The sequence below is a fragment of the Campylobacter concisus genome (assembly GCF_002092855.1).
Classification (GTDB): domain Bacteria; phylum Campylobacterota; class Campylobacteria; order Campylobacterales; family Campylobacteraceae; genus Campylobacter_A; species Campylobacter_A concisus_AI.
This window is the reverse complement of the sequence record NZ_LVLC01000001.1, coordinates 685,576-708,912: the sequence shown is the minus strand read 5'-3', so window position 1 is coordinate 708,912 and position 23,337 is coordinate 685,576. Positions and strand designations below refer to the sequence as shown.

Below are 23,337 nucleotides of genomic sequence, written 5' to 3'. Positions count from 1 at the left end.
ATGCAAAATGCACTAGAATTAAAAAATATTTGTAAAATTTTTGGCGATGTTAAAGCACTTGATGATATAAATTTTGAGGTTAAAAAAGGTGAGTGGGTCAGCGTCATGGGGCCAAGTGGTAGTGGTAAGAGTACGCTTGTAAATATCCTTTCTCTAATGGATACTCCAAGTAGTGGTACTTATATGCTCGGTGGCGATGATGCGAGCAATCTAAATGCTGATGATACACTTAAATTTAGACGCGAGAAGATCGGTCTTATTTTTCAGCAGTTTCACTTAGTGCCATATCTTAGCGCACTTGAAAATGTGATGATCGCTCAGTACTATCACAGCTCAGTTGATGAAGAGGACGCTAAAAAGGCACTTGAGGCAGTTGGTCTTTCTCACAGGCTAACACACAGACCAAGTCAGCTAAGTGGTGGTGAGCAACAACGCCTTTGTATCGCACGCTCGCTCATAAACGATCCTGAAATTTTAATAGCAGATGAGCCAACTGGTAACCTTGATGAAGCAAATGAAAGAGTTATACTTGATCTATTTTGCAAGCTAAGAAAAGATGGCAAGACGATACTTCTAGTAACTCACAACCCTGATCTTGGCGAGTATGGCGATAAGATCGTATATCTAAGACACGGTAAGCTAGAGAAAATTCGCACTATTGAAAACCCAAAGGTGCCAAATGAGATATAAAATTTTATTTTTATGTCTAGTCTCAGCCCTAGTTATGGGCTGCGTCAAGCAGTATGAGAAGCATCACATCACTCTAAATGACTCAAGCGGCATTGATACGCAGTTTTTTCCAACAGAAAAGCGCCTAAAGATAGGCGATAAACCATATATGCTATTTTTCTTTGGCACTGACTGCGGAGTATGCAAGGCCGCTATACCTGATCTAAATACGCTTGAAAAAGAGTATGGTAAAGAGGTCCAATTCATTGGTGTTTTAGGACCTAGTAAAGGCTTTGATAAAGATATTGAGCTTTTAAAAGAGCACAACATCACCTTTAAAACGACGAGCGACAAGGTTTCAGTCGATTACTTTAGCAAGGCAGTTGGCGGCGTCATGGGCGTGCCAGTTATCTATTTTTTTGATAAAGATGGTAAGATGCGATCAAAATTTATCGGTCTTACACCAAAAAGTGTACTTGAAAGTGCTATAAGAACGCTCTTGTAGGAGTGAATATGAAAAATTTCTTTTTATTTGTCTTAGTGGTTTTTTTTGTTGGATGTGCTAACAGCACTCCAAATATCTCGGTCAAAACGAGCGAGCCTATTTTTTTTACGCTTAATGAATCAAATAAAAGTGTTTATGTAAATTTTAAAAATAGTGCGACTGGACAAGATGTAAATGCTGAAATTTTAAACGAGTTTGCAAAGGCTGGCTTTAGAAACGAACCAAATATCAAAAATGCCGACTTCATCATCCTTGGCGATGTGCAAAGCTTTTCTAGGATAATAAAAAGAGATCCTAGATTTTCGATGGGCATGGGATATGGCTTTGGCAGACCAAGCTTTGGCTTTGGCTACTCGATGTTTTTCCCATTTGGCTATTACGATGATGATGACTTTAGCACGAATAGCTATACTTATCACATGCAAGTAAGCGTGCTAGTGCGTCCAAAAAATGGTGGCGAAAAGGCGACAAATATCTCGCTCATGCAAGCTGGCAATGTCTATTCGCCAAGCTACATCTGGCCATTTTTCAAAGAGCGCCTAGCAAAACAGATCGTTAGCTTTTTTTATAACGTCTCACAAAGGTAGAGAAATTTAGCAAACTTTAAAAGGAGTTAAGATGCTAGTTGATGGAAGCTACGAAATTTTATCTTGTGATGATGTGGAGCTTGGCATAAAAAGAAGCTCTGCTTGATCTTTTTATGCCTGTTATGACGATGTAAAGGAGGCAAAAGCTCTTTTAGTCATCATTCCTGGACTTGGAGCAGACTCTGACTTTGGATATAGAACTCATCTCATGCGAACCATGGCAGAGAACTATGATGTGGCGTGTATCGGTGTGGATTATCACTGCATAGGCAACCGCCCACAGCTTGGGGCGAAATTTGGACTTGATGATATAGACCGCGAAATCTTAACAAGAGAGCTGTCAAGCATAGGTATAAATTTACCAATCGATCTAAAAACTATTGACTGCCATGAGAAGGTTGATTTGCTACTTAAATTTCTCAGCAAAGAGATTACTATTAGAAAAGAGAGCGGTCTTTTGCCGGCTGATTTTAGACTAAATGCTAGCATTACGATGGTACCAACAAAAAATGAATACCAAAATTTTGGCGTTATGCAAGCATTAGATGTGCTAAACGCCGTTCTTTATACAAAAAAATATATAAATAATGCCAAATTTGAACATCTGCCAGTGATAATGGTAGGCAGCTCACATGGTGGATATCTGGCACATATGTGCGCTAAGATCGCTCCATGGCTAGTTGATGCGGTGATAGATAATAGCTCATATGCTATATTTTTGTGGCGGCTTATCGGTTTTGGTAAAGAGATCGATTTTACTAACTATTTTTGTTTTGGCACTGGCACTTTGTATCAAAATTTATATCTTTATTTTTTTGATAAGACATACTGGACACTTAATGAAAAATCACCATATTATTTTATTGACGCAAGAGAAGAGATAAGAAACATCCTAAATTTAGATCATTTAACTGTTCAAAGTAGCTATAAAAAGCCAATTTACGTGAGCTATCACTGTATAAACGATAAAGAAACAGCCCCCGCAAAGGATAAAACTGAGCTTTACGAGGCTCTTAAGAAGCTAAAATTTGACGCAACTTTGCATATGATAAAAGATGGGAGCGAGGTTGATTGTAAATTTATAAAGTCTCTAACTCACGGCATGGGGATGTCTTATAAACTACTTTTGCAAAGAGAGCTTCCTGGCGTTATGAAGAAAATTTTGTCTAAAAAGGATAAAAAGATGGGATCGATGAAAAATGTATAGAGTATAAGTGTGGTGATTTGCTTTATAAATTTAGTGAAGTATCAGATCAGATAAGGCTTGAAGTTACTAATATTTAAATTTAGAGCCGTTTTATCTAAAGCTAGGCTTTTAAAGACCTAGCTTTAAATTTTTAGTTGTCTATCATAAAATCATAAAATTCGTTGTTGTATTCTACGTTTCCAACTTTGCTGTATTGTATAAGAGCTGCTTTTATGTTATCGATTTGCTGATACATAAAGCCAAGGGCGGCTCTGTTTTCAACAGCACTTGGATCATTTAGCTTTGTAAGCTCCAAAAGTGCGATAGCATTTGTTATTTTATTCGCTCCAGTGGCTGCTACACTCGCTAAAAAGAGCGTCCCAGCATCATTTATCTTAAACTCGTCTATGACCTCATTATAAAGCTTATAGCTCTCATCAAAGTCATTTGTAAAGATATCCACGTAGGCTAGAGTTTGGATCAAATTTATATTTTTTGGCGCGCTCTTTAGCTCGGCTCTTAGCTTATCGCGCTCCCTTGTTAGCAGGCCTGAGATCTGAAGCAGCTTGATGTATTGCTTTTTGATGATGTCAGCGCCGTGGTAGAAGGCATTTGAGTCGAGATTTTTATCGATGAAGTAAATTTGTATCGCTTTTGCATACTCTTTGACGTTTTGATCTTTGTTTTTAGAGATGAAATTTAAGATATTTGCGATGATGTCGTTTGGCAAGATTTTCATAAGCTCATCAGCCTTTTTTGACATTAGCTCATCGTTGTTTGAGATTTTAGCGATGATGATATCAAAGGCTAAATTTAGCGTCGTAGGCTCTTTTGGCTCTTCAAGCCACCTTATCATCGCACTTTGGTTGCCGCTTATTAGGCTTAGAAGCGAGGCATATAAATTTACAGGCTTTAGGCTCTTGTCGTTTTCTAAATTTTCGCCGATCTCTTCAACTAGTTTTGGATTTAAATTTCTATTTATATCCATGCAGATCGCGCCAAAGATGCCAGAGAGGTGGTTATTTACATCCTGATGGTAGCTTGCTATAAAGTGCTTTGCAGCAAGGCTAAAATTCCCAAGCTGAGCGTAGCTTAGAGCTAGGTTATACTGCAAGATCGAGTGGTTTGGATAGGCCTTAGCAAGCTCTTCAAAGTCCTTGTTTGCCTCTTTTAAGCGGTAGTTAAGTGCCTTTGCGATGGCTTCGCTAAGTTTTGCATTTACTTTTGAAGCAGCTGCACTTTGGCTAAGATAGTCATTTGCTGCTGAAGTATCGTCTAAAAAGACGCTAACGCCGCCTTTTCTTATCTGCTCGATACTCTGTTTTGCATCAAAGACCTTGTAGGGTGCGAAGTAAAAAAGCGTCTCATAGCGCCTTGTTCTATCAAAAAACATATCGTCGCTAAAGTGTGCTTGAGCTAGGCTGACATCAAAAAGATCAGGCTTTAGTATCGTTTTTATCTTGTAAATTTTGCTTGGCAAAGAAGCATTGTAGTCGTAAACATCTTTTATAAATGCTGCTGCATCGCCATAGTCAGAAGTTTTTAGATCAATTAGCGCCTCAGTCATCTTGATAAGATCGATATTTGGCGTGTTTTTAGAAGCTTTTGTTAGATAATCCCTTGCCTTGTCGTATTTGCCAAGTCTTGCATAGAGCTGTGCTAGCGTGAAGTCGGCCTTAAACGCCTTTTGCCCTTCAAGCTTAGCTATTGCTCTCTCATCATCTCCAAGAAGTGATAAAATTTTTGCACTTAAATATGCATATTCATTTTTATAATCTGCGGTATTTGGATGAGAAAGTGCTTGAAGCGCCTCGTAATAGTTGCCTTTATAATAATTTATAAGTGCATAGTAATAGCTATAAAGTGGCGAGTTGTTTTCATACTGCAAAAATGAGTCAGCAAGTCCTATATAGTAGTTAAAATTTTTAGTGTTATTTAGCTCGAGTGAGCAAACAGCAGCGTTTATGGCACTAACTGCTGTGTTTTCTCTATCAGTTATAGCTTTATTAAAAGATACGATCGCCTCATCACATCTTTCTTGTTTCATCTGCGAAACACCGAGGTTGTAGTTTGAAAGTGACTGGTTATAAACAGCTATGTTTTCATAAATTTTTAACGCTTCAAATTTATTGCCACGCTCGTAGAGCTGATTGGCTTTATTTATCATTTCATCGATCTTTGAAGCGCCAAAATTTTGCGTTTGGTAGTTGTTTTCTATATTTTTTACGATACTTGCAGTATCTATGTTCTCTTTTTTGTCTTTCTTTAGCAAGATAACTAGCAAAACCACTATCAAGATAATAAGCACTAGAGCGACCACGCCTGCTATTATAAAGAGCTTTTTATTGCTCTTTTTTACAGGGATTGGCTCTGGGATGCTTTCATCTTGTAGCACACCCTCATTTGCGATACTCTCAAGCGAGACGATCTCTTCAGGTGCTTCGGCTTTTGCCTCTTCAGGCGCTTCTTGCTCTGCTTGCTCGCCAGGTGGTTTTAAAACTACAACCTCTTCTTCAGCCACTACATATACCTTTTAAGAACTTCTGGAATTTCGATAGTACCATCTGCCTTTTGGTAGTTTTCCATGATGGCAATAAGAGTCCTACCCACAGCTAGACTTGAGCCATTTAGTGTATTTACAAGCATATTTTTCTTGCCATCTTTAAAACGGATTTTTGCACGCCTTGCTTGAAAATCACGAGTATTGGAAATAGAGCTAATCTCTCTATATTTACCTTGACCAGGTAGCCAAACCTCAAGGTCTATCGTCTTTGCCGCGCTAAAACCAAGATCGCCACTGCAAAGAAGCATATGACGGTGAGGAAGTCCAAGGCTAGTTAGTAGATCGCTTGCGCACGATACCATCTCATTTAGCACGTCTTCGCTTTGATCAGGCTTTGTGATGCTTACCAGCTCAACCTTTTCAAACTGGTGCTGGCGGATCATTCCCCTCGTGTCACGTCCTGCTGAGCCTGCCTCTTGGCGGAAGCATGCTGAGTAGCAAGTCATCTTTATAGGCAGCTGCTCGGCTTCAATGATCGTGTCATTGTATAAATTTGTCACAGGCACTTCGCTGGTTGGGATGAGATAAAGGTCCTCGTCGCGCACTTTGTAAAGGTCCTCTTCAAATTTAGGCAGCTGGCCAGTACCAAAAAGCGTGTTTGAGCTTACTAGATAAGGGACATTTACAAGCTCAAAGCCACGTGAGCTGTTAAAGTCGATCATGTAATTAACAAGCGCTCTACTAAGCCTTGCTCCCATGCCGCGAAGCACGGTAAAGCGAGATCCTGAGAGCTTTGCACCTCTTTCAAAGTCAAGCCAGCCAAGGCTCTCGCCTAGCTCCCAGTGCTCTTTTGGTGTAAAGCTAAATTTAGTCGGCTCAAGTACCGTTTTAATGCAGACATTATCGTCCTCGTCCTTGCCAAATGGCACGTCATCGTCGGTGATATTTGGCACGCTAAACGAAATTTGCTCAAGCTTTTCTTCATATTGTTTAACGATCTCATCAGCGTCAGCAAGCGCAGCTTTGTTTAAATTTAGCTCATTTTTTAGCTCACTCACGTCTTCACCAGCTCTTGCTTTTATACCAAGCTCTTTGCTCTTTGCGTTTTGGATCGCTTGGAAATTTTCAAGTGCTTTGCGCTTTTGTTTTAGTTCATTAAAAGTTTGTAAAAGCTCGTCAAGTAGTCCAGCTTTTACATTTTTGCCCTCAAGCTTTTTTACAAATTCATCGTAATTTGTCTCGAGTAGTTTTAAATTTATCATCCTATATCCTTAAACCATAAACATAACTTTTGCAAAAAGTACGATAAAAACTGCCGCTGTTAGCGCAAATGGATGTATGTTGCCAAGTGGGCTAGGGCGTTTAAATATAAATTTGCAGCTCAAATTTGTTATAACTGCAGCTACGATTAGCATCGCTAAGAAAAATTTGATCATAAAAATGATTTGTAAATTTGTCTCAAAGTAGCCTCCAGCCTTTGATCCGACCCAGTTACTCATCATCATGCCTCCAGTTAATACCAAAAGCAAGATACAAAGTGGCATTATCTTAATAGCAACTGAACCGATAGCTTGTTTTGCCTTTTGAGCAAGCTCAGGTGGCATTTTTTTACAAGCTGCCTTAAAAATGATTACATCAAAAAAGAGGTAACCAACAAAGATGATTGCACAAAAAAGATGAACTATCTGTGCGTATGGATATAAATTTTGCATATTTTTCCTTTATTAATAAATTCCGACTGCTTCACGAACTTTTTTTATTGTTGTTTGAGCAACATTACTTGCCTTTTTGGCTCCTATTTCTAAAATTCCAGACACTTCGTCAGGATTATTTTGATAATGCTCAAATTTCTCTCTCGCATCTTTAAAATAGTCCCAAATAAGCTCATTTAGATAAGCTTTAAAGTGCCCATGACCCTCGCCACCACGCTCATATCTAGCTTGAAGCTCTTTTTGCTCACTCTCGTCTAAGAAAAGTTTGGCGATATTATAGACGTTGCAGTTTTGCCACTGTTTTGGCTCTTCAAGCGGTGTGCCGTCTGTCACGATGCTAGAAATTTGCTTTTTAAGCGTTTTAGCGTCAGCAAAGATATCGATTGTATTGCCATAGCTTTTGCTCATCTTTTCGCCGTTTGTGCCAGGCACGGTGGCGACATTTTCATCGATCTTCGCCTCAGGCAATGTAAAAATTTCTCCATGTTCGTTGTTAAATTTTATCGCGATATCACGTGCGATCTCTACGTGCTGGATCTGATCCTTGCCTACGGGTACGACCTGCGCATTATAAAGCAAAATGTCAGCTGCCATCAAAACTGGATAGCTAAAGAGTCCGTGGTGCGAACTAAGACCCTTTGCGACCTTGTCTTTATAACTATGTGCGCGCTCAAGAAGCCCCATAGGCGTATGCTGGCTTAGCACCCAGTAAAGCTCAAGCACGTCTTTAACGTCACTTTGCACCCAAAATATGCTTTTATTTGGATCGATCCCAAGTGCCAAAAACGCACACGCAGCCTCAAAAGTATTTTGCTTTAGGGCTTTGGCCTCGCTAAGGCTCGTCATCGCGTGGTAGTTTGCTATAAACATAAACATCTCATTTTGCTCTTGCATATCAACCATCTGCTTTATCGAGGCAAAGTAGTTGCCAAGGTGTAATTTGCCGGAGGGTTGGAGGCCGGTTAATACTCTCATCTTATCCTTTCAAATTTTGGCTTTTTCTCGTGAGCGCTTTTGATAGAGATTTGAAATTTTAAGCTTTTGGCAGACTATGTGTCTAGCCTCGGCTTAAAATTTCTACACAACTATCAAAATCATCTCGCGATACTTCGCCAAAAATACTTTTTAAATTTTAACGTTACATTAGAGTTTTTGTATCTAATCTAATCTTAAAATTTAGCTTAGCAGGTTAAATGTCTAGTTTTGATTAAAATTTTGACAGCGCAATATTTAAATTTTTCTCAAACACTTCGCTAAAATTTCTAACTACAAAACGTTAAATTTAGCTCAAACATTTCAAATTTTAACATCACGCCAGATAGCCATCTAGCCTGATCTTGAAATTTATCGTTGCAAGCAGTATTTCGCACCACTTTACAACTAAATCTTTAAAAGCATCCTTATCTCTTTTACGATTTGCTTTGGAGTTTTACCCTCGACTTCGACGATGTAATCAGCCTTTTTCTCATAAAGCTCCTCTCGCTCCAGATGTAACGCCTCGGCTCTTTTTAGATCACTTAAAAGTGGACGTTTGGCAAGTTTTTTCTCGCTATTTTTACTATTTTTTAGTCTTTGCATGATCGCATCAAAACTAGCTTTTAGATAGATCACGGTGCCAATTTTCTTTAAATTTTTAACCTTCGCAAAGCCTCCGCCGGTTGAGATGATTGCATTTTTGACATTTGTTGCTAGAAATTTAGCCAGATCCTTTTCAAGCTGCCTAAAATGCTCCTCTCCGTACTCTTCAAAGATAGCTTTTATCTTCATATTTTGTGAGCTCTCCAGTAAGTCGTCGCAGTCAAGGTTCATCGTCCTTAAAGTCTTGCTAAGCGCCCTTGCGGTCGTGCCTTTGCCAACGCCCATAAATCCTATCAAAACGATATTATTGTTCTTTGTTTTCATCGCTCTCTCCACGTTTTTTAGGGATTAGCACGATAGGTACGCCAGTTAGATTAAAGCTCTCTCTAAGTTTGTTTGTTAGGTAGCGTTTGTAGCTAAAGTGCAAGCATTTTGGGCGGTTCATTATGAGCGCTATCATGATCGGCGCTGTCTTAAACTGTACTGCGTAGTAAATTTTCACAACTCTGCCTTTATCTCGTGGCAGAGGGTGTGCCTTGGTCGCTTCACCGATCACTTCATTTAGCTTTGAAGTTTGGATTTTTTGAGTGTAGTTTTTATAAATTTCAACTATGAGCGGGTAAATTTTATGCACTCTTTTGCCGCCAAGTGCCGAAACACTGATGATCGGCGCGTATGCTAGAAATTTAAATCTATCCTTTATCTCTTTACAGAGTTCGTCAAATTCTTCGCTACTTTTATCCCATTTGTTTAGCACGATGATGACGCCGAGCTCAAATTTTGAAGCGATGCCAGCGATACGCTCGTCAAGCTCAGTTAATGGCTCAGAGCTATCAAGCACAAGTAGCGCTACGTCCGTCTCTTCTAAAATTTTCTCAGTTCTATTTAACGCGTATCTCTCGATGCCCTCGATCTTGCCACGCTTTCTAATACCAGCAGTATCGACAAACTCAAAAACTCTGCCATCATGCTCGTAAATTTCATTAACTGGATCTATCGTAGTGCCTGCCACGTCGCTAACGACGGCGCGACTCTCTTTTACAAGCGCGTTTAGAAGTGAGCTTTTGCCGACATTTACGCGGCCTATGATGCCAACTCTTATGTTTTTGCTCTCATAGTCTATCTCGTCGCTTAGCTCGCCCTCGTCGTTGTAGTTTTCTAAAAAATCATCAAAATCTTCGCTCGTATCGGCCTTTATCTGCACTTTGTTTTCTAAGTGCTTTGCTAGCCACATACTTAGCTCATCAATACCGGTGTTGTGGCTTACGGAAATTCCAAAGGAATTTTTCGCACCAAAGCTTATAAATTCCCATTCCCTTTGCTCATCTTTTTTGCTGTCGATTTTGTTGATGACTAGAGCGATTGGTAAATTTAGCTTGCTAAGCTCGTAAAAAATGGCTCTATCATCGTCATCTGGCATCATCTTACCATCGACCATGTATAAGATGACGTCTGAATATCTAGCCTCTGCCAAGGTCTTCGCTTTTACGTTTTTAAAAAGCTCGCTGCTATCATCAAGGCCACCACTATCGATTAAAATGCACTCTTTGCCCTCAACCTCGATCTTAGCTTTGTTCGTATCTCTTGTCGTGCCACTAACATCGCTTGTTATAGCGATACGACGACCAGCTAAGCGGTTAAAAAGTGAGCTTTTGCCGACATTTGGCTTGCCTACTAATATTACTTTTTGCAAATTTTGTCCTTTTCGTGATGGTTGATTATACAAATTTTTGACTTATATAAAGTATAAAAATTTGCTTAAAAGCGCCAAAATAAAAGAAAAAATCAACCAAAATTTAAGCCACTTTTCATTAAAATGGCTACTTTAAATTTAAAGGTCTTGTGATGTTAAAAAGGTTTTATATTTCGCATCTTGGTATTTTTTATATGCTTTTTGCTTGCTTTATGTTTGCCGTTACTGGCGCATTTGCAAAGTATCTTAGCAAAGATATGCCATCTATCGAAGTTGTATTTTTTAGAAATTTAATAGGCCTTTTTATCGTCATTTATGCCATTTATAGATTTCCATTTAAGCAAGCTGGTGGACACTTTTTTTTGCTAATGTTTCGTGGCTTTGTCGGTACAGTGGCACTTTTTGCCTTTTTTTATAATGTCGCTCATGTAAATTTGGCCACAGCCTTTACATTTCAAAAGACAAATCCAATCTTTACGGCTATCCTTGCAGCCTTTATTTTCAAAGAGCGTCTAAGCTCACTTGGCTGGTTTGCTGTATTTTTGGGATTTGGTGGAATTTTGCTTGTTATCCAGCCAAATTTAGGCATAAGCAAGACTGATATTATCGGTGTTTGGAGCGGCCTTGGTGCGGCGATCGCATACACAAGTGTAAAGGAGCTAAACAAGAGTTACGGCACGAATGTTATCGTGCTAAGTTTTATGCTTTGGGGCTCGTTTTTGCCACTTATTTGCATGGGTTTGGCAGAATTTTTCACCTACGAGCCACTTGATTTTTTGTTTTCAAAATTTAGCATGCCAAGCTGGTATAACGTTGTTTTTATCTTGCTAATGGGGCTTAGTGGATATTTTTTTCAGTCGTACATGACAAAGGCATTTGCGGTTGGTAAAAAGGCTGGAGTGATCGCCGCGGTTAGCTACGCAGACGTTATTTTCACGCTTATAATTGGCTATTTTATGGGTGATGTATTGCCAAATCAAACGGCACTTTTAGGCATCTTACTAGTAATAGTGAGCGGAATTTTAGTTGTGAAAGAAAAATAAAGGAGAAAAAATGATACTAATAGCAGGGCCTTGCGTCATAGAAAGCGAGCAGCTCGTTTTTGACGTGGCAAAAAGGCTAGTTAAATTTAACGAAGATAAGCGGATAGATTTTTATTTCAAATCAAGCTTTGACAAGGCAAATCGCACGAGTATAAGCTCGTTTCGCGGGCCCGGACTTGAAAAAGGGTGCGAAATTTTAGCCAAGGTAAAAAAGGAATTCGGTTTTAAAATTTTAACCGATATCCACGAGAGCTACCAGGCTGGGCCTGTTGGCGAAGTGGCCGACGTGCTGCAAATTCCGGCGTTTTTGTGCCGCCAAACCGATCTGCTAGTGGCCGCGGCTAAGACAAAAGCGGTGGTAAATATCAAAAAAGGGCAGTTTTTAGCCGCCTCTGCGATGAAGCACTCGGTAAAAAAAGTGCTAGAAACAAGGGGCATTAGCAGCGATGGATACGAGGTCGCTAAACAAAACGGCGTGTGGCTAACTGAGCGAGGCAGCACCTTTGGTTACGGAAACTTAGTCGTAGATATGCGAAATTTGGTGCTAATGCGCGAATTTGCGCCCGTGATTTTCGACGCGACGCACAGCGTGCAGATGCCAAGCGCTCTTGGCGAAAAAAGCGGCGGAGACGCGAGATTCGTGCCGTATCTAGCACGAGCTGCGGCGGCTGCGGGCGTGGACGGATTTTTTTACGAGACGCACGTAAATCCTTGCGAGGCGCTTTGCGACGGACCGAATATGCTAAAATTGGACGAACTAGACGCGAATATCGCTCAAATTTTTAAGATAAAGCAGGCTCTTGGCGATGCAAACTAAGGGCTTTTTGTGGGTGCTAGACGGCGCGGTCGCCGAGTGCGGCTGGGCGTACGGGCTAAAACACGCCCAAGATGCCGTAGGATTCGCGATTACTACCGCGTTAGTCTGCGTTAGCTTTGTGTCATTTATAAAGGCTTTAAAATATATCCCCGTTAGCGTCGCATATACCGTATTCGTAGGACTTGGAGCATTTTTTATCGTGATTGCCGAAAGCGTTAGCGAATACGGCTCAAGCGGCCAGACGCCAGATGCTTTGCGGCTATTTTTCATAGCGACGCTGATCGCTGGCGTACTGGGGCTAAAAAGGCTGAAATCTTGATGCACGTTTTAGCTCTTTTGGCGGCCGGGTGTTGCGAGGTTTTGGGCGTGTTTTTTCTAACGAAATTTCAAAAAAGCGTCGGCGTGAAAAAGGCGGCAAATTTTTTGATTTTAACCGCAAATTTCGCCCTTTCGCTCTGGCTTTTGAGCTACGCGATGCAGGCGATGGCGATGTCTGTGGCGTACGCGATTTGGACGGGTATCGGAGCGGTCGGAGCCGTGGGCGTCGGAGTGATTTTTAACGGCGAAAAAATGAGCGCGCAAAAGGCGTTTTATCTATCGCTAATAACGCTAAGCGCGGTAATGTTAAAGATAATTTAAAGGAGAAACCATGAAAATAATCGAAGGAAATTTGGCTTTAAAAGGCGGCGAAAAGGTCGCCATAGTGGGCGCTAGATTTAATCATATCATCACCGATAGGCTGGTGGAGGGCGCGAGGGATGCGTTTTTACGTCACGGCGGCGACGAGGCGAATTTGAGCCTCATTTTGGTGCCGGGCGCATTTGAGATACCGATGGCGCTTGAAAAGGCGCTAGCTAGCGGTAAATTTGACGCGGTTTGCTGCGTGGGAGCGGTGATCCGCGGCTCTACGCCTCACTTTGACTACGTGAGCGCCGAGACCACCAAGGGCATCGCAAACGTCACGCTAAAATACGGCAAACCGGTGACCTTTGGCGTGCTAACGGTCGATAGCATCGAGCAAGCCATCGAGAGAGCGGGCTCAAAAGCCGGAAACAAGGGCTTTGAAGCGATGACGAGCGTGATAGAGATGCTAAACTTATATAAAAATTTGGAGGCGTGAAATGGCGACTCGTCATCAGGTTAGGCAGGCCGTCGTTTCGCTGCTCTACTCAAATGAGATAAATCCGGTAACCACTGCATTTGAAGAGGAATTTCTAGAAGAGAAAAAGATAAGAAATGAGCGCAAACATGAGGCGCAGCAGACTTTTAAAGAGGTGCTCGCAAATAAAGAAAAACTAGATGAAATTTTAAGGCCATATCTTAAAGACGGCGATTTTAGCAAAGTTGGCGTAACCGAACTAGCAATCCTTAGACTTGGACTTTATGAGATGAAATTTAGCCAAACAGATAAAGCAGTCATCATAAACGAAGCGATCGAGCTTGCGAAAGAACTTGGAAGCGATCAGGCACCAAAATTTATAAACGGTGTACTTGATAGGCTAAAGGCAGATCTGTGAGGCTCTGTGTCGCACTTGATATGGCTAGTCGCGAAGAGAATTTAGCCCTTGCTCGCGAGCTAAAAGGGCTTGATCTTTGGCTAAAAGTGGGGCTTAGAAGCTATCTTAGGGATGGGGCAAAATTTATAGAAGAGTTAAAAGAACTTGGAAATTTTAAAATTTTCCTCGATCTAAAGCTCTATGATATCCCAAATACGATGGCGGATGCGGCCGAAGTCGTCTCAAAAATCGGCGTAGATATGATAAATGTGCATGCTAGCGCTGGTGAACGCGCGATGAATACAGTTATGGATAGGCTAGTTGGTCTTGGAAGCCGTCCTTTGGTGCTCGCAGTATCGGCACTTACTAGCTTTAGTGAGAGCGAGTTTGACGCTGTTTATAACGATACGATCGCAAGAGCTGTTAGAAAATTTAGCCAGATGAGTTTTGAAGCAGGACTTGATGGAATGGTCTGTTCTGTTTTTGAAAGTAAGCTCATCAAAGATGTAACAAATGAGAAATTTATCACCCTTTGCCCTGGTGTTAGGCCTTTTGGCGAGAGCGCTGGAGATCAAAAAAGAGTAGCAAACTTAGTGAGTGCAAAGCAAGAAGATAGCGACTTTATCGTTGTTGGTAGGCCGATTTACGAAAATGCAAATCCAAGAGAAATTTGTGAACGAATTTTGGAGCAAATTTAAAATTTGAACTTGTGTGAAGTGGTTTTTAACTAAGCTTTTTTACAAAATGTTGCGTGAAGATGACATCAAAGCGAAGTGAGGAGCTAAATTTGAGTGATTTTAAGAAAATCCTCTTGTTGGCTGAGCGGCTAAAGCGTATCTACTAGCACTTGGTTAAGGATATCGCTTTACTAAATGGCGCGGATCATAGCAAGATGTTCGAGTGCACAAAGGCGTTTGGTCGCGGTAGCGATAGGCGTTTTTATATGTTTTATCGTATGATTTGCTACTACGCCAATACGCCGCACCCAGACAAAGCCAAGCTAAAATGGTGGCTTTTGAAGGACTAAATTTATAAATTTTTGTTTTAGATTTTCTATCTGAGGTCTGCAATTGTGAAATGTAAATTTAAGCAAGATATCAGCGGCCTTCAATTATAATGCGATTTCTTTTTTATGGACAGATGGGTGAGTGGCTGAAACCACACCCCTGCTAAGGGTGCAGCTCTTAATCGGGGCTCGAGGGTTCAAATCCCTCTCTGTCCGCCACTGCTTATAAACAATCATAAATTTTTATTATCATTTCACATTATTTTTTGAATATCTTTAATATAAAATTAAATTATTTCTGCGTTAGAAAATTGCTTACCTAGTAAAAACTTAACTATAAGTTTGTAGATTTTAGACTGATGATTTATTTGAAATTTATAAGTAAAATTTTGTGGCGATCACATATTTTTTGAAAAATTATGATTTTTTTGGTTATATTGTTGTTTCAAACTAATTAAAAATATCTTAAATTAAGTTTTTATTATAAAAAGCATTATATTTTGCTTGATTAATTATATCGATAATCAAAAAACTATTTTTTTGATAAAAGCTCAGAATTCGCTTTTTACAAACTATTGACATTTGGAATTTATATATTTATTTAATATATTTTTTTCTTAAAAGATAAAATTTCTCATATAAAGTTATATCTTATAAAGATAGTATATAATCACGCAAAAATTTAAATAATACAAAAAGTAATAAGGAGTATTCTTGGCTAAAGAAGCTGGAGTAGTAAAATTTATTAGTGGCAAGGCGGTCGCTATCGATCAAAACGGAAATGAGAGAGAGCTAAAAGTAGGTGACATCCTTTATATGGGAGAGAGCATCAAGACAAGCGATGCAGCCGATAAAATAACAATTGTTTCAAATAATGGAAAAGAGATTACGATTGTAGGCAATGATACGCTTGCGTTAAATCAAAGCACCATAGGTGCGGAAGGTTTGGCAGATATTAGTGATTTGCAAAATGCTATTTTAAATGGTGGAGATCTAACAAAACTTGAAGAGACCGCAGCTGGTGGAAACACTGCTGCTGGTGGTGGAGATGGTGTTAGCTTGGGTGATGCTAAATTTGCTGAGGGTGGTCACTACTCAAACATTAATGCAACATATAGAAATTTAAGTGATACAAACAGAGCTTTTGCATCATACGATAGCCCAATAAGCGGATACAATGGTGGAGATGATACTATAATCCCAAGCAATCCTCTTGTAACTTTTATAAGCGATCTTAATAACGATGGTACTTTAAGCAGGGTTGAGCATGCACGTGATACAAATTTAAATACATCAAAAGTTCTTATTACAATTCCAAATGATGGCACAGTAAGGGCCGGAGATATACTAAATATCACTATAACTAAGCCAGATGGTAATACTGAAAATAAAACAATTCCTATCACTCCAACTATCATAAGCAATGGTTATCAGTTTGATGCTCCAATACAGACTGGTAAAATTTCAAAAGTTGATGCAACTATTACAAATTTTCAAGGAAATGTTAGTGGCAGAAGTGAAGATAGCGTAACTTCAAGTGGCTTTAGTGCTCCAGAGGTTAAATTTACAGAGGATAACGGTCCTGATAATAATCTATTAACATATACTGAAAATGCTAAAGATGGCAAATTAAATGAAACTCCAGTCCTTATAACTGTAAAAGATGTGATTGTCGGAGATGTGCTTCACATGACTTTAACAAAGCCTGATGGTACAACCGAGGTTAAAAGTGTACCTATAGATCAAAACATAATAGATAATGGATATAAGATAGATAATATGCCAGTTGAGCACGGTAAGCCTTCAAAAGTAGAAGCTTACGTAGCAGATAGCACAAATACGATGAGAAGTGCAGCTGCAAGCGACTCTACTACTCTTGATGTAAAACCGACTTTGAAATTTACTGAAGATACAGACGATAATATCTATCTATATGATAATGAAAATAAGCAAGATAACGACTTTAGAAGTACGACAGTAGAAATAACTTTACCAAAAGATGTAGTTATTGGCGATAAAATCGTTATAACTTATACTGATCCACTAACTAAGCAAGATACAACAAAAGAAATTTCTCTTACACAAGAGATGATTGATAATCAAAAAGTAAATACATCTCTTCCGATATTTCCAGATGTAAGAACATCAGCTAGTGTTCATGTGGTAGATAAAAACAATGTTCGAAAAAGTGAAGAGTCAGATCAAGATAGTGTAATGCCTATTGGCAGAAATTTAGAAATGACATTACCAGAAGAAAAGACTCTTCATGAAATTTCAAGACAAGAAAGTACTGATGATAATGAAGTAAATAAAACCACAGCAAGGATTACTCTGCCAAATAAAATTGATAATGGCGATAAGCTTACGCTAACTATTACTGGACCTGATCCTGATGATCCTGTAAATAATCCTTCTAAAACTTATACAAGAGAATTTACTATACATATGGATAGTAAAGGTGCTGTGACTAGTGTAACAGAAAACGGAACTTCTAATGTTTTAACACCGATAAAATCAGATTACAATAAATATACCATTGATGTTTCTGGTATACAGCTAAAGCATAAAGAAGATACGACTATTAAGGCTAAAATAACACATTCCAATTCTGACAGGCATACATCTATAAATGAGCCAGAAGTATCGGCCAGTTTAGAATATGTAAAAAAACCAGAAGTTATATTTGACGAAGCTAATGGTGCTAAGAGCATGAGTAGAGAGCAAGCTATGAGTGATCATGATCTTAATAGCACAACAGTCACTATAAAGCTTCCTAAAAATGCAGTAAGTGGAGATAAACTAACTGTAACTATAAAAGAGCCAAATGAAGCTACTGCTAGAGAAATAAAATATACTATTGGAAAAGATAATAATGGTAAGTTTTATGTAGAAGATAGTGGCGGCAAAAAAATAGATACAGAAACAGATGGTAGAAGCTTTAAAATTTCTGGCATTAAAACAGCGACTGGTCTAGAAACTAAAGTAACAGCTGAGATAAAAGATAAAGATGATATTCAGCATACAGAAGATACAAGCACGGTTACTATCTCAAATATAAACGATATGGCAGTATATTTCAAAGAGGATGCTGACCGTAACGTATCTTTAATGAGAGCAGAGAGCAAGGACTCAGATGGTGACCTACATAAAACGACAGTAGTAGTAAAAGTGCCAAATAACGTTATAACTGGTGATATGGTAACTGTAAAAATAGATAACGGCACTTCACCTAAAACTTATAAGGTTACAGGTAGAGACCCAAGCGGTAAAATCATGCTAGAAGATACTTCTACTCATACTTCTATAACTGCAAGTGATAAAAATGAGATAGAAATTCCTGGCGTAGAGATCATTGCTGGTAAGACCATCAATGTAACTACTGAGACCACCGATGCAAGTGGCGGCAAGAAAGCCGAAGCTCAAAATCATAATACTCTTGAAAAGCTTCATGAAGATATGGAGATAACTTTTGAAAAAGATACCGATAATGATGGCATTTTGGGTAGTGCAGAGGCAACTGGAGCGACTACTATAGCAACTATCAAGCTTCCTTCAAATTTTGTTTTAGGTGATAAATTAATAGTAGAGTCACATAACGAAGACACACCAAATAATAAAACAACTAAGACATACGAGATAGTAAAAGATAATAACGGCAAATTAATAGCCAAAAATGGTAGTGAAGAGCTTGATATTACAGATGATGCTGATAGCAATAAAGTGGTCAAATATACACTTGGTTTAACAGAAGATCATAAGACTATCATTAATGCCAAGGTTACTGATAATACCAGTGCTGATAAGGTTGAGACAAATAGCGATATTACGCTTGATGCTCAAGGTAGCGGTTCTGGAACAGGCTTTAGGCTATTTATTGATGAGGATAAAGATAGAAACGGAGTTCTAAGTAGAGATGAAGCTATGAAGGATGGAAATTTAAATACCACTTCGGCAACACTTCAAATCCCAACCACTGTAAATAGCGGTGATATTATAAAAGTTAAGGTGAATGGTGGAGCAGAACAAGAATATACTGTTGTTTCAAATGTCAGCAATCGTATTACTCTAAAATTTCCAGATAGTCACACTGAATTACTTCCAACAGATAATAAGCTAAAAATTTCTGATGTTCATATAGATAAAGATCATCCAGCAGTGGTTGAAGCTACTATAAAAGGAGTAACAAAAATAGCTAAAGCTACATTGGAGTCAGTAGATACTAAAAATTTAAAGATTGAATTTGTTGAAGATAATGCAAGTAGAGACAATGTAATAGACAGAGATGAAGCTATTTTGGACAATGATATAAAAAAGACAATTATAAGCGTTCAGGTGCCACATAATGTCACAAATGGCGATAAGATAGCAGTAACTATAAAAGAGCCTCAAACTAATGGTACAACAGGGTCTAGAACCATAACTTATACGGTTTCAAAAACTGCTAATGGTAAAATTTCATTAACAGATGATAGTGATACTACTCATACTCCACATGAACTAGAAAATAACACTATAAAAATTCCTGGCGTTGCTATGCTTCCAGGTCGCGAAACTAGTGCAGTAGCTACTATAACAAATGGTGCTGAGACTACAACTAGCAGCGAAGCAAAAGCTAAACTTGCACCTTTAAGTGAAGCGGGATTAAGTGTAAGCATAGTTGCTGATAAAAATGATAATGGCATTATCTCAAGAGATGAGTCAGGTAGTAAAATTTCAAAGGTTCATGTTTCTATCCCAGGAAGTGTTGTAGCTGGTGATAAGATAGATGTCAAGATAACAAATCCTGATGGATCTACTGCGACTAATCATTACGAAGTTATGAAAAAAGATGTAAATGGAAAAATTACACTAAAAAATTTAGATGATGGTTCTCAACAAACGCTTGATAGAGATAAGCCACTTGATCTCAATGCTACTATCGCAGTTGATAAAGAAACAAAAGCTGAAGTTACTCTAACTGACACATTTGGTGAGAGCAAAACAGTAAGCGATACGGCACATGCTGAAATCGATGCTATAAGAGGCATCATGTTTAATAAAGATATAAAAACCTCAGAAAGTGGCGAAAAGTCTACTACAGTTAAAGCTTATCTTAATGAAGATGCTAGAGAAGGGGATACGGTAGAGTTTAAATACACTGATCCAGACAACCACCATGCACTAACCAAGACTGCAACACATACTTTATCAGCTGCAGATATAACAAAAGGCACATTTGATCAAGAGCTTGATATCAATGCAAGATCAGCCTATGAACTAAATGTTAAAGCCTCACTTAAAACTTCAGATGGCCTAGAGTCTAAATCTTATGAGCCTTATAAACCACTTCATATAGGCGTTGAAAACTATACGGTTAAATATGATGCAACAAAAGATATGAAAGGTGGTGAAGGCAATGATACTTTGGTGTTTGATAAGCAAATAGTTGATCTTAGAGGCATTGCTAATCTTAATTCAAAAGTGGAAAGCTTTGAAAATCTTGAGCTTAAAGGAGAAACAAAGATCAAATTTAATGCACAAAATATCCTTGATATCACTGATAATCATGACACGGTGCTTAAGATAAAAGGTGGTGATGTTGATGCTAATGGCAATAAAATCACAAAAGTTGATCTAGATCACAAATGGGATCGTGACTCTAACTACGACGCTAGTGGCTTTAAGGGCTACTCAAGTAAAGATCAAGTAGATGGACATACTATCCATATACAAATAGAAGACAAGATCCAAACCGATCTTTAATCCCCAAAATGAGTGCGTAAATTCGCACTCATTCCAAACTCAAACTCACATTATTTTTTAAGTCTTGTTTTACTAATATTTGCTCCTTAAAGGAGAAAATATGAAAAATTTAATAGCCGTTATTATAGTTATCGCTGCACTTGCTTTTGGTGCTTTTAAGTATATAAATTCATTTGTTGCACTTGATGAAAATGTAAATGCAAAGTGGTCACAGGTGTTAAATCAATATAAAAGAAGAGCCGAGCTTGTGCCAAATTTAGTTGAAACTGTAAAAGGCTACGCAGCTCATGAGCAAAAAATTTTTGAAGATGTGGCAAATGCTAGAAGCAAGAGCATGCAAGTAAGCGTTGATGCAAGTGGTCTTAGTGATGAAGCTAAGATGAAAGAATTTATGACAGCACAAAGCTCATTTGGCTTGGCGCTTGGCAGGCTTATGGCAGTTAGTGAGAACTACCCAGAGCTAAAAGCAAATCAAAATTTCTTATCTCTTCAGAGTCAGCTTGAAGGTACGCAAAACCGCATAAGCGTAGCAATGCATGATTATATCGAAGCTGTAAAAGAGTATAACGTAGCCCTTAGAAGCTTTCCAAATAAATTTATAGCAAGTGCTTTTTATCCTGAGCTAAAGCCAAAACAAAATCTTGAAATAAGTAACGAAGAGAAGATAAATCCAAAAGTTTCATTTGAGAAATGATGAAGAAAATTTTTGCTCTTTTATTTTTTACATTTTGCTTTTGTTTTGCCATAAATTTTAATGAGCAGATAAATGATGAGGCTCAAATTTTCTCTAAAAATGAGAAGGCTGAGCTTTTAAACTTAGTGCAAAATTACGAGCAAAATAGTACGACGCAAATTGCTATCGTGACGCTTAAATCACTAGAAAATAAAAGCATAGAAGATATCTCTCTTGAGATAGCTAGAGGCTACAAGCTTGGACAAAAACAAAGCAGCAACGGAGTGCTTTTAATAATCGCTCCAAACGAGAGAAAAATACGTATAGAAGTTGGTTATGGGCTTGAAGGCGTACTAACCGACGCTATATCAAGCCAGATCATAAATGATGTGATAGTGCCTAAATTTAAGCAAGGCGATATGGGCGGTGGCGTGATAGAGGGCATAAGAGCCATCATAAAGGTAGCTAGTGGCGAAGAATTTGAAAGCGTGAGTGAAGATGAAGAGATACCTTTTGGAATAGTTGCCTTTTTTGCTGGCATGATCTCGTGTTTTATCTCTGGCTTTTTAGGTAAATTTTTTATGCGAGTTGGCTTTAGTGCGTGTTTTGCAGGGCTGATATCTACGGTATTTGAGCAATTTTTTGGCGTGCAAAATTACTTCATTGTCTTTGCCATTGTGTTTGTAATATTTTTTATTATTTTAAAAAATGCCTTTAAAAAAAATACTCAAAGCAAAAATACATATAGTGGCTTCAGACGAGATAGATCAGACTCAAATGGTAGTGGCAGTGGCCATTCAAGCAGTTCAAGAGGTGGTGGCTTTAGTGGCGGCGGAGGCGGTTTTGGCGGAGGTGGGGCAAGTGGCAGTTGGTAAATTCTTATCAAAGATTAGTTTGAAAAACTCAAATCCTTTAAAATATAAAAAACTTAGGAGCAAAGATGCTAGCTGGCGAGCTACTTAAAAGCCATTTTGCTAAATTTGATCTAGTGGCAGTGCTTAGTAAATTTTTAGAGCAAAGTCATTTTGATAAAGAAAAATTTGGCCTACTTAAACAAAATAACTTTAAAATTCTAGATAAAAATATAAAGCAAGAGATAGTTGGGACTGCTGGTTTTAAAGAGTTTTTTGATGAGAAATTTAGGGGCTTTTTATGCGAGCTTATGCAAAGTAGAGTTTTAATTGTTTCTGGCAAAGAGTATAAATTTAGCGAGCTTGAAATTTATACTTGTTTTGACGCAAATACTTATAAACGGCAGTGTGAGGCAGGAGAGATTTACTTTCATAACTTTGGTTTTGACATATCTTTTAAAAGTGATCTATCACTTTATGGTGGCGTTTTAGTAAGAAGCCTAAAGCCCTTAAACGGGCAAAATTTTATCTTTGGGCCAAGAAAATGTGCCTTGCATATCTTAAATAGCAAAATGAGCAATTTAAACTTTGATCTAAAAGAGGCTGATTTTAGAAAAGATGGGATTACTTTTACGCCACGTATTAGATCATTTGGCGATGAAAACCAGCAAAAAAATGATTGTCTTAGAGCATTTACTGCCGAGTTTGAAAAAGCATTAGAGTTTGATGAAAATTATAAAAAGAGATTAAATGCCTATAAAAAGGGGTGAAATTCATCTTTCTATCAGCTTTTGCGGTGAGAAATTTAGCCCAAAAATGCTAGATAAAAAAGATCGTAGAAAGCTTAAAAAATACCCAAATTTAATAAAACAAAACTCATTTAAAATATCTCGCTACTTAAAATTTAAAGCAAAGATGCGAGGCAAAATCTGTCTTTCTCATAAAGAAAATATCGCAGTTTTAGTCATTTCAAAAGAAAAGATCGGAGTCGATGTAGAAGAGCTAAAGCAGAGAAATTTTGACGCTATAGCTAGCTTTTGCTTTACAAAAGAAGAGAGCAAAATTTTGGCAAATGCAAGAGATAAAACGCAAAAATTTTATGAAATTTATACTGCAAAAGAGGCAATTTTAAAGCTTAAAAATTTATCGTTTAGCGATCTTGGTACTACCAACTACGATGAAATGGCAAAAAGATACTTAATTATTAATAATTCATTTATTATTTGCCTTGCATTTAAGCAATGCAAAGATATAATTATTAAACTTTTGTAATTTT

General features: G+C 38.3%; 22 protein-coding genes, 1 tRNA gene and 1 pseudogene. 18 read left to right on the top strand and 6 right to left on the bottom strand.

The annotated features are described in order from the left end of the window. From A3223_RS03615 to A3223_RS03600, 4 genes and pseudogenes are all read left to right on the top strand, one after another. Entirely contained in the window at positions 1-690 is a 690-nt protein-coding gene (locus A3223_RS03615; RefSeq protein ID WP_054196145.1) for an ABC transporter ATP-binding protein, read from the top strand. Beyond that, positions 680-1,174, top strand: coding sequence for a TlpA family protein disulfide reductase (locus A3223_RS03610; protein ID WP_084108991.1), 495 nt, complete (start codon positions 680-682; stop codon positions 1,172-1,174). The genes A3223_RS03615 and A3223_RS03610 overlap by 11 nt, the downstream gene beginning before the upstream one ends. Positions 1,175-1,182: 8 nt before the next feature. After that, positions 1,183-1,761, top strand: a complete 579-nt coding sequence (locus A3223_RS03605; protein WP_084108988.1) for a hypothetical protein — start codon at positions 1,183-1,185, stop codon at positions 1,759-1,761. A gap of 31 nt (positions 1,762-1,792) precedes the next feature. Further along, a pseudogene (locus A3223_RS03600) lies at positions 1,793-3,045 on the top strand (DUF2920 family protein). Positions 3,046-3,098: 53 nt separating this feature from the next. On the opposite strand, the gene A3223_RS03595 reads toward A3223_RS03600, so the two are convergent. From A3223_RS03595 to der, 6 genes are all read right to left on the bottom strand, one after another. Further along, a complete protein-coding gene (locus A3223_RS03595; RefSeq protein ID WP_084108985.1) occupies positions 3,099-5,468 on the bottom strand; it encodes a tetratricopeptide repeat protein in 2,370 nt (789 codons plus the stop codon). Next, positions 5,468-6,712 carry a serine--tRNA ligase gene (gene serS, locus A3223_RS03590; protein WP_084108982.1) on the bottom strand — a complete coding sequence of 415 codons (1,245 nt, stop codon included), beginning with the start codon at positions 6,710-6,712 and terminating at the stop codon, positions 5,468-5,470. The genes A3223_RS03595 and serS overlap by 1 nt, the downstream gene beginning before the upstream one ends. A gap of 9 nt (positions 6,713-6,721) precedes the next feature. Then, positions 6,722-7,162, bottom strand: a complete 441-nt coding sequence (locus A3223_RS03585) for a hypothetical protein (RefSeq protein WP_021090475.1) — start codon at positions 7,160-7,162, stop codon at positions 6,722-6,724. Between the two features lie 12 nt (positions 7,163-7,174). Further along, positions 7,175-8,137 carry a tryptophan--tRNA ligase gene (trpS, locus tag A3223_RS03580; protein WP_084108979.1) on the bottom strand — a complete coding sequence of 321 codons (963 nt, stop codon included), beginning with the start codon at positions 8,135-8,137 and terminating at the stop codon, positions 7,175-7,177. 405 nt (positions 8,138-8,542) lie between these two features. Continuing rightward, entirely contained in the window at positions 8,543-9,064 is a 522-nt protein-coding gene (locus tag A3223_RS03575) for a shikimate kinase (RefSeq protein WP_084108976.1), read from the bottom strand. Then, positions 9,045-10,433, bottom strand: a complete 1,389-nt coding sequence (gene der, locus A3223_RS03570) for a ribosome biogenesis GTPase Der (protein WP_084108973.1) — start codon at positions 10,431-10,433, stop codon at positions 9,045-9,047. Before der ends, A3223_RS03575 begins: the two co-directional genes overlap by 20 nt. A 152-nt stretch (positions 10,434-10,585) precedes the next feature. Between der and A3223_RS03565 the strand changes: the two genes are divergently transcribed. The 14 genes from A3223_RS03565 (at position 10,586) to A3223_RS03500 (ending at position 23,333) form a co-directional block, all read left to right on the top strand. Further along, positions 10,586-11,476: a DMT family transporter gene (locus tag A3223_RS03565; RefSeq protein ID WP_072593874.1), complete on the top strand. Its 891-nt coding sequence runs from the start codon at positions 10,586-10,588 to the stop codon at positions 11,474-11,476. A gap of 10 nt (positions 11,477-11,486) precedes the next feature. Further along, positions 11,487-12,293, top strand: a complete 807-nt coding sequence (gene kdsA, locus A3223_RS03560) for a 3-deoxy-8-phosphooctulonate synthase (RefSeq protein WP_084108970.1) — start codon at positions 11,487-11,489, stop codon at positions 12,291-12,293. Then, positions 12,283-12,612 carry a DMT family transporter gene (locus A3223_RS03555; protein ID WP_084109283.1) on the top strand — a complete coding sequence of 110 codons (330 nt, stop codon included), beginning with the start codon at positions 12,283-12,285 and terminating at the stop codon, positions 12,610-12,612. Before kdsA ends, A3223_RS03555 begins: the two co-directional genes overlap by 11 nt. Continuing rightward, positions 12,609-12,932, top strand: coding sequence for a DMT family transporter (locus tag A3223_RS03550; protein ID WP_084108968.1), 324 nt, complete (start codon positions 12,609-12,611; stop codon positions 12,930-12,932). The genes A3223_RS03555 and A3223_RS03550 overlap by 4 nt, the downstream gene beginning before the upstream one ends. A gap of 10 nt (positions 12,933-12,942) precedes the next feature. Then, positions 12,943-13,413 carry a 6,7-dimethyl-8-ribityllumazine synthase gene (gene ribH / locus A3223_RS03545; RefSeq protein ID WP_084108965.1) on the top strand — a complete coding sequence of 157 codons (471 nt, stop codon included), beginning with the start codon at positions 12,943-12,945 and terminating at the stop codon, positions 13,411-13,413. 1 nt (position 13,414) lies between these two features. Then, entirely contained in the window at positions 13,415-13,810 is a 396-nt protein-coding gene (gene nusB, locus A3223_RS03540; protein WP_084108961.1) for a transcription antitermination factor NusB, read from the top strand. Continuing rightward, a complete protein-coding gene (gene pyrF / locus A3223_RS03535) occupies positions 13,807-14,487 on the top strand; it encodes an orotidine-5'-phosphate decarboxylase (RefSeq protein ID WP_084108958.1) in 681 nt (226 codons plus the stop codon). The genes nusB and pyrF overlap by 4 nt, the downstream gene beginning before the upstream one ends. A gap of 149 nt (positions 14,488-14,636) precedes the next feature. Beyond that, the gene (locus tag A3223_RS03530) at positions 14,637-14,816 is read left to right on the top strand and encodes a Pathogenicity locus (protein WP_257639237.1); all 180 of its coding nucleotides are present in this window, start codon (positions 14,637-14,639) and stop codon (positions 14,814-14,816) included. Between the two features lie 107 nt (positions 14,817-14,923). Continuing rightward, positions 14,924-15,014, top strand: a tRNA-Ser gene (locus A3223_RS03525). Between the two features lie 495 nt (positions 15,015-15,509). Further along, complete coding sequence (locus A3223_RS03520) at positions 15,510-20,537, top strand: retention module-containing protein (RefSeq protein WP_084108955.1); 5,028 nt, start codon at positions 15,510-15,512, stop codon at positions 20,535-20,537. Positions 20,538-20,637: 100 nt separating this feature from the next. Next, on the top strand, positions 20,638-21,231 hold the full coding sequence (locus tag A3223_RS03515) for a LemA family protein (protein ID WP_054196173.1): 594 nt from the start codon (positions 20,638-20,640) through the stop codon (positions 21,229-21,231). After that, positions 21,231-22,085, top strand: a complete 855-nt coding sequence (locus tag A3223_RS03510; RefSeq protein ID WP_180378689.1) for a TPM domain-containing protein — start codon at positions 21,231-21,233, stop codon at positions 22,083-22,085. Before A3223_RS03515 ends, A3223_RS03510 begins: the two co-directional genes overlap by 1 nt. A 65-nt stretch (positions 22,086-22,150) precedes the next feature. After that, positions 22,151-22,831 carry an ABC transporter substrate-binding protein gene (locus tag A3223_RS03505; protein ID WP_084108950.1) on the top strand — a complete coding sequence of 227 codons (681 nt, stop codon included), beginning with the start codon at positions 22,151-22,153 and terminating at the stop codon, positions 22,829-22,831. Beyond that, positions 22,812-23,333, top strand: a complete 522-nt coding sequence (locus A3223_RS03500) for a 4'-phosphopantetheinyl transferase family protein (protein ID WP_084108947.1) — start codon at positions 22,812-22,814, stop codon at positions 23,331-23,333. Before A3223_RS03505 ends, A3223_RS03500 begins: the two co-directional genes overlap by 20 nt. The last annotated feature ends 4 nt before the right edge of the window (positions 23,334-23,337 follow it).